This window comes from bacterium (assembly GCA_037131655.1).
Lineage (GTDB): Bacteria > Armatimonadota > Fimbriimonadia > Fimbriimonadales > JBAXQP01 > JBAXQP01.
In genome coordinates this window covers 1-6,983 of record JBAXQP010000144.1, presented here as the reverse complement: position 1 = coordinate 6,983, position 6,983 = coordinate 1, and the positions used below count along the sequence as shown (strand labels likewise).

Annotated in this window: 7 protein-coding genes; 3 read left to right on the top strand and 4 right to left on the bottom strand. The window is 45.9% G+C overall.

Features of this window, described 5'->3' with window-relative positions; all coding sequences use genetic code 11:
* The 4 genes from WCO51_07860 to WCO51_07845 all read right to left on the bottom strand — a co-directional run.
* Nucleotides 1-236, bottom strand: a 236-nt coding sequence (locus WCO51_07860; GenBank protein MEI6513176.1) for a hypothetical protein, incomplete at its 3' end; no start/stop codon positions are given.
* 24 nt (nucleotides 237-260) lie between these two features.
* Nucleotides 261-956 carry a DUF1361 domain-containing protein gene (locus WCO51_07855; GenBank protein ID MEI6513175.1) on the bottom strand — a complete coding sequence of 232 codons (696 nt, stop codon included), beginning with the start codon at nucleotides 954-956 and terminating at the stop codon, nucleotides 261-263.
* Between the two features lie 86 nt (nucleotides 957-1,042).
* Nucleotides 1,043-2,575 (bottom strand): hypothetical protein, encoded by a 1,533-nt coding sequence (locus WCO51_07850; protein MEI6513174.1) that lies wholly within the window; start codon nucleotides 2,573-2,575, stop codon nucleotides 1,043-1,045.
* Between the two features lie 132 nt (nucleotides 2,576-2,707).
* On the bottom strand, nucleotides 2,708-3,475 hold the full coding sequence (locus WCO51_07845; GenBank protein MEI6513173.1) for an MTAP family purine nucleoside phosphorylase: 768 nt from the start codon (nucleotides 3,473-3,475) through the stop codon (nucleotides 2,708-2,710).
* A gap of 88 nt (nucleotides 3,476-3,563) precedes the next feature.
* Here WCO51_07845 and WCO51_07840 point away from each other — a divergent pair, with 88 nt between their 5' ends.
* The 3 genes from WCO51_07840 to WCO51_07830 all read left to right on the top strand — a co-directional run.
* Nucleotides 3,564-5,984, top strand: coding sequence for a YfhO family protein (locus WCO51_07840; GenBank protein MEI6513172.1), 2,421 nt, complete (start codon nucleotides 3,564-3,566; stop codon nucleotides 5,982-5,984).
* Nucleotides 5,985-6,121: 137 nt separating this feature from the next.
* Nucleotides 6,122-6,559, top strand: a complete 438-nt coding sequence (locus WCO51_07835; protein MEI6513171.1) for a CBS domain-containing protein — start codon at nucleotides 6,122-6,124, stop codon at nucleotides 6,557-6,559.
* On the top strand, nucleotides 6,559-6,983 hold a 425-nt coding region (locus tag WCO51_07830), incomplete at its 3' end, for a homocysteine S-methyltransferase family protein (GenBank protein ID MEI6513170.1). The genes WCO51_07835 and WCO51_07830, both read left to right, overlap by 1 nt.

Genomic DNA, 6,983 nt, shown 5'->3' with positions numbered 1-6,983 from the left:
AGTGTGCTTAGAATACTTTTTGTCTGCTTTTCCCATGCCGTTTTTGTAAAGAATATCTCGCCGACTTTGATTATCCTGCCTTCCTCTATATATTTCAAGAGGAACTGCATAATTAGTGAATGCTCTAAACCGGTAGCGGGTACAAATGAAGATGAAGTGCCGCTTCCTTTTTGAGTAAGGACTTTGTCGAATATAACTGAAGACTCTTCTTCGGTTTGGATCTCGTGAGAACTCATGTCCTATATGATACTTGGAAACGCTTATGGCGAGGGGTTTTCGGATACTTCCAAGCGCGCAGGAGAGATCGGTTTATAGCGAAATCGTTGCATAACCGCATCAATAATCGTACTCAATCCCGCATATATTGCCCATAAAACCAATCCAAAAAGAATAATTGAAATTGTTAAAACAGGTCGGTGAGCAATATTGAAGAGGGCAGAAATTATGCTGCTCGGGTTTGAGACTAGGTCCCATGAATTAAATCGTAGTACCAACCCAAGATAGACACCCAATGACAATAATATATAAAACGGGGCTGCCCATAACGCAGTTGGCCATTTAAGGCTCTTCACTATCCGTTCAATTGGGCGAATAGCCATTACAAAGGTTATTATTCCCGCTCCACTGAAGCACGCAAAGAAGAAAGCATGTTTAATGAGGGGAACAAGCAGTGTTCGGTCATATTGCGCCCGAACGTACAGGTCTTGCCGGTCGACTGAATAGAAAAAATGACGCCATTCGGTAAGTAGATAGCATGTGTTAGGAAGAAATGCCAACCAAACCAAGAAAAACGGAACGTACAAAGGCCACAAAAACGGCATCGAGCTATTGCGGCTTTGCCGAAACTTCCTATCAATATAATAGGCTAAGCCAACAGGGATAAGTGCTAGAAATAAGTTCCAAATGACCCAAAGAGTCACAGACGGGACAATAGGATAATAGTTGGGATTTTCCATCCATGCCTCCACAGCATATAGTCAAATCATAATACGAAGCGGAGTGCCTGATGAGTTGCCTGTCAGACGAAATATTTGAAAAAAGATCAAACGGGCTGAAAGGAGGGAGGTTCGATTTGAGTTTGTGGGTGAGGTGGTAGCTCGTTGAGCCGGCGGCGAGCTAATGCTGCGTAAAGATGTTCGACTCCAATGTCGGCGGCTGCTTGATATGCCTGACGGGCGCCATTTTCGTTGCCGTCCAGTCGTCTTGCTTCACCGAGATAGTAGTGAAATTGAGGGAGATCACGTCGCAACCGCACATCGACGATTCCTTTTGTGAGCCATTCTTGAGCCTTCTGCATATTGCCGTGGAGCAATTGCCATCTTCCTTGAAGATAGCTTCTATGTGCTCGCATGATAGGAGCATCTTGATAGTTTCGCGCAGTCTGTTCAGCCAACCCAAAGTAATGGTCAGCAGATTCTGAATCGCTCCGCTGGCAAGCGATGATTGCGGCTAAACTGTATACTCGAACGAGAATTCGCGGGCGCTTGATGGGGAGAGCGGCAGCTTTCATAATCCAATCCCACGCCAGCTCCAAGTTCCCAAGTTCAGCATGAGTTTGTCCGGCAAGCAATGACATCGAAGCGCGAATATCAGGGGTGACATTAAGCGCGTTTTTCATCGACTTTTCAGCATGCTGGAATATGATTGCAGCTTCTTCGAGGTAACCCATCCAGTGAAGACGTTCAGCGAGGGTGACCGCAATGGTCCATTGTCCCTCATCATTAGCGCATAGCTTTTCTAGCCGAGTGATTGCCTCATGCTTTTGGCCTCGGGCAAACATTACTTCTGCTTGTGCCAGTTTAGCTTGGGTCATTAACCGCGGCAGGTTCAATTCTTCGGCCAGAACTAAGGCCCTCATCAGGTTCTGCTCAGCTAAATCAAAGTCCGCCTCATTCAGACTCCAATCGACTAAACCGACATAAGCTAGCAGCTTCAAAGGTTCAGGAAGGTCATCAATGGCGTTTTGACCGAGTTCGATGGCTTGGTCGAAACGGCCGATTTCCGAAGCCATCATCGCCAAATGAAGCCAACGTGTTGCTCGCTCGGGAGGATTAGCGCTTTTTTCGATCGCAACCCGCATTCGTTCCATAGCAAGGCCATATTCTCCTCGGCTTTGTTCAGCAAGCGCCGCTTCGAATGTTCCTGATCCGCTCGGATCGCCCATACTTGCCCAGACTTCAAGGGTGGCATTTCGGCATCGTTCTGATTCTTCAACTCGTCCCGCTACTTCCAAACAAGCGGCGCGTAGGTTCATAAGGCTTAACGCAAGTTGGTTCCAATATCGCGCTGGACGACGGGCAATCCAAGTTAAGGCGATGTCAATTTGTCTAAGGGCATCATCGTAACGACCGTTTTGAATTAGAAGTTGGGCGTGAAAGCGGCTAATAACGGTACGGCCGGCAGGGTGTAGAAATGGCAAACGAAGAGCTAAGCGCGTACATTTCAGCGCTTTCTCAACATCATGACGATAAAGAGCGCCCCGCGCAAAACGCAGTGATTGGCGCCGCCATGCTTCTATCAGTATCCACAAAGAAATAGACCCTAAAAGGGCATAAATAAAAAGTAACAATTCCATAACCTTATGCTCTTTATACAATCTAGAGCACTACCCATATTCTACACTGACTTTATGCTAAAAGATTTGTTATGCTAAAGTTTTGTTGATAATCAGGTAATTTAACTTATATTAGTCTGAAAATCAGCAAAACTAGCAATTATTACCTGCTGGTAAAACTTCCAGTGACCCGGTGAAAATCGCTGCAATCGTTGAAATAGCATTACCCATTGCTTGTTCAACCTCTTCATGGTTCAAAGCGGATTGACCAAGTCCACTTCCTAGATTAGCAACAACTGCGATAGCGGCATAACAAATGCCAGCCTCTCGAGCGATGATTGCTTCTTTACCGACAGTCATTCCAACTACATCGCCACCCCACATTCGGAAAAGACGGACTTCAGCGGGAGTTTCATATCGCGGACCATCGCTATTAATATAGACGACTTCTTGTTCCAATTTGTGCCCTAAATCTTCCCCCGTTTTCAAAATAGTTTCTCGTAAGGAAGCGCAGAACGGTTCGGAGAAATCGGTGTGGCATATTTTATTATCGTATAAGGTTGGAACGCCGCCGCACGAAATCGATATGAAATCGCTTATTACCCCAAGTGTGCCCGGCAGCCAATCTCTTCTCAGCGAACCGACTGCTGCGGTTGCTAGACATCGGACGACCCCAAGTTCTTTGAGGGCAAGAAGATTCGCCGGATAGTTTATTTTATGTGGCGGAATCGCATGTCCCTGGCCATGCCGTTCTAATATGACAACAGGCCGTTCAGCAAGAAATCCACTTTTAACGATCGCGTCACCGGCAGAGGTGCGTATGCTTAATATCTCTTCTTGCTCGATTTTAAGCAGTTCACTTACGCCAGTTCCGGTGATGATACCAATCGGTTCAATATCGCTAACGCATTTCTTATTCATGTTGCTCCCCTAAGATGCTTGCAACCGCTTGCTAAATATGTTATCCTACCGGCTAGCCTAATATTATTACTTCAATGGCCATATTCGAATGAGTTTGTTATCGAAAGAACATCTGAATACGAACCGTTTACCTGTCTCGCTGCGCTCTGATATCGTAGCGATTGGTTTGCTTTGTCTTTTATGTTCTCTCGTATTCGCTCCACTAGTCTTTCTTGGCCGAACCCTCTATTGGGGTGATATAGCGATCTACTTTCACCCTTTATTTAAGATAATAGGCCAAGAGTTGCAAAAAGGAAATCTGCCATTATGGAATACTTCATTTGCAGGTGGTGAACCGTTGGTAGGTAACCCTCAAGCCTGGATGTTTTATCCTACTATACCGGCATTGACGTTTATTTCTCCGGAACGCTACTTAACTTGGACTGTTATTGTTCATATTTGGCTTGCGGGTGTAGGTCTTTATGTTTATTTACGCTCGATAGGACTTAGATCGGTTTCGAGTTGGTTTGGCGCAGCGGCTTTTATGCTTGATGGCGCTCTTGTTGCTAGAGGTCAATTTCCCAATTCAGTTCAAGCGGCAGCATATCTGCCTTGGTTTCTTTGGGCGATGGATCGGTTATGGGCAAAGCCTGGATATAGTCGGGCATGCTTACTTTCAGTTGTAATCGCTCTGATGCTCCTATCTGCTCATCCGCAAATGGCTTATATGGCGTTTGTTTTAGGGCTGCCTTACGGAGTTTGGCGTTGGAGACAGGTTCGAATTGATGACCGATTTCGTGCCCGAAAAGCGAGGTATTGGCAATTTGGGGCTTTAATACTTGCTCTGATGCTGGCAGCTCCTCAGATTGTGACATCGGTTCAAGGAACTTTAATTTCTAATCGAGAAACGCTTTCCCTTCAGTCGGCGAACCGTTTTATGCTTTCCCCTGAACAAGCGTTGAACCCGATTTTGCCTTCATTATTCGGCAACCCGCATCGGGGCAACTATATTGGGCGTGGAAACTATTGGGAAACTTGTTGCTATGTTGGTTTGCTTCCGATGGTTTTAGCAATATTTGCGTTATTTCGTGTTCCTACTACCCATCCATTAAGAAAATGGATGAGGTTTTGGGGTTGGACAGCGCTACTTTCCTACTGGCTTGCCTTAGGAAGCTATGGCGGGTTGTACTTATTAGCCTATCGTTTGCTCCCAGGTTTAAAGAGCTTTCACGACCCTGCGCGATGGCTCTTTCTTATGAGTTTCGCAATCTGTGCTCTGGGAGCTTTGGGACTTGATCGGTGGATGGAACTGAGAGAAACAAATCCAAAGCAACTCGTTAGGGCACTCCGGCAATTGGCAATTATTGCAGTTATTGTTGGAGTGATTGGAGTACTCTGGGCGCTTGTCAGCTTCATCTTTCCTGGGGCGCTTTCAGCAATTGTCGATAGCGCATCACGATTTCGGCTTCGACCTGATTATCCCTTTTTAGACAATAACCAACGCGCTGCAAGTTTTAGATTGAGTTCATTGGAATCGATAGGTTTTATTGCAGTTTGGTTAGCAATCATTGGGATATGGATGTGGCTGACTATCAACCGAAATCGCATTAAGATGGAGTGGTGGGCGGCTTTGGCTTGCTTGATCCTGGCGGTTGATGCCGGATCGTTTGCTTCGCGTTTATTGCCATCGGTGCCTGCCAAAGTGTGGGGTGAAGCTCGCAAGCAGACATTAAATAAGATAGGCGGTCAATTGGCAAGAGGGCGAAGCTTCACTGTCGAACCCTGGGCTGCATGGTGGCGACATATTAGCTATGTTAGTTTTGAAGGAGATTACGAGCATCTCCAACGGCTTATGGGGTCGCTAACTCCGAATTTGACTTCCGAATTGGGTTTTTTGCAAGCGGATGCATACGAACCAATGATTATGCAACGTTCCAATTCTATCGTAAATGCCGCCCGCAAAGCGTTTCAGGGCGGCGATCGGCGTGCGGATCCGTTGCTCGATAATTTATGTGTTGGCTCACTAATTTACACCTCCTTGGATTGGCTTGCATGGGTTCAAAATCGCGATCTGGTTTTACCGAGAACTGGAGTTCCTCAGGAGGTAATACCCGCGAAAGATTATAAACAAGCGGTTAACCTGATGGAATCTCAGTTTTTTGACATTCATCAAGCAGCAATAATTGAAGGAGCGGCTAATTACGAATTAGGCTCAGGTACTGCTAATCTGGTGTTAGATACACCTAGTCGGGTCGATCTTGAAGTTAAGTTGGCCCAACCTTCATGGGTAATATTACGTGATGCAGCAGCGCCTGGATGGCAGGCATTCATTGACGGCAAACCAACGCGTTGGTATTGTGCGGACATTATGTTTCGTGCTGTGCGGGTTGGAGAAGGGGAACATCAGGTAAGTTTCTCATACCGGCCAGCTTGCTATATTTTTGGCTTATACTGTGCTTTGATAGGGATTGTCATTGTGGCAGGGGTTACCGGTTTTTCGATTTCGAAGAGATTTAACACTTCCTTCTAGATTAAAATGAGAATATCTCGTGGAATTTCGGGTTAAAAGGAGGAATGCTGTGCTCTGAGAGAGAATTAAATATATAAGATAATGGTCATTGAGAAATTAATGGGAAATACTGGTAGAGGTATCGGCGGGGATAAATTATGAAAGTAATGGAATTGATGCACACTCAAGTCGTCACTGTAGCGCCCGATTCGACTGCGCGTGATGCGGTCGACAAGATGGATCTTTACCAAATAAGCGGCTTGCCTGTTGTCGATGAGGATAATAATGTGGTTGGGATGGTTTCAGAGCACGATATTATCCGCTATCTGGTTCCGAGTTATGGCGTTAAGAAAGTCGGTTTCAAACATTCTCTTACTGACTTGAGTACACAGGCGGATTATGTTGCCGAGCGTAAAGTATCGGAAATAATGTCTCCCAATGTCATTGTCGTTGACGAGAATATGAAAGCCCTTGATGCCGCTGTGCTAATGCTTCAGCATCATATTAAGCGCCTACCGGTTACCGCAGAAGGGAAATTAGTCGGCATTATTGGTCGTATCGATATTTGTCAAGCCGTATTAGGGGGAAATCTCTAATGGCAGATCAAGATTTATTTTCATCTATTCGTTGGAGAACCTGGCATCCGGAAGCTACTTTGTTTACCGATGGGGCGATGAGTACTCAATTGTGCGCGATGGGGTTGGCGGATGATATGCCGCCAGAATGGTGGAACCGCCAGCAGCCCGATCAAGTTTTGAAAGCGCATATGGACTTTGTGAAGGGCGGTAGTGAGGTACTTTGCACGAACACGTTCGGCGCAAACCGTTCTCGTCTTGCAAGATATGGATTGGAATCGTTTGTCAGTGTCTTGAACCATCAAGCTGTCTCGATTGCCCGAACAGCGATCGGCAATCATAAGCGTGTTTTAGTTTGGGGATCAATGGGGCCTCTTGATGAGTGTATTGATCCAAAGGACGCGATTGATATCTATAGGGAACAGATTGATGCGTTAACTGCTGC

Coding starts and splice junctions, on each gene's coding strand:
- WCO51_07855 (MEI6513175.1), bottom strand. CDS start 956: ATGGAAAATCCCAACTATTATCCTATTGTCCCGTCTGTGACTCTTTGG.
- WCO51_07850 (MEI6513174.1), bottom strand. CDS start 2,575: ATGGAATTGTTACTTTTTATTTATGCCCTTTTAGGGTCTATTTCTTTG.
- WCO51_07840 (MEI6513172.1), top strand. CDS start 3,564: ATGAGTTTGTTATCGAAAGAACATCTGAATACGAACCGTTTACCTGTC.
- WCO51_07835 (MEI6513171.1), top strand. CDS start 6,122: ATGAAAGTAATGGAATTGATGCACACTCAAGTCGTCACTGTAGCGCCC.
- WCO51_07845 (MEI6513173.1), bottom strand. CDS start 3,475: ATGAATAAGAAATGCGTTAGCGATATTGAACCGATTGGTATCATCACC.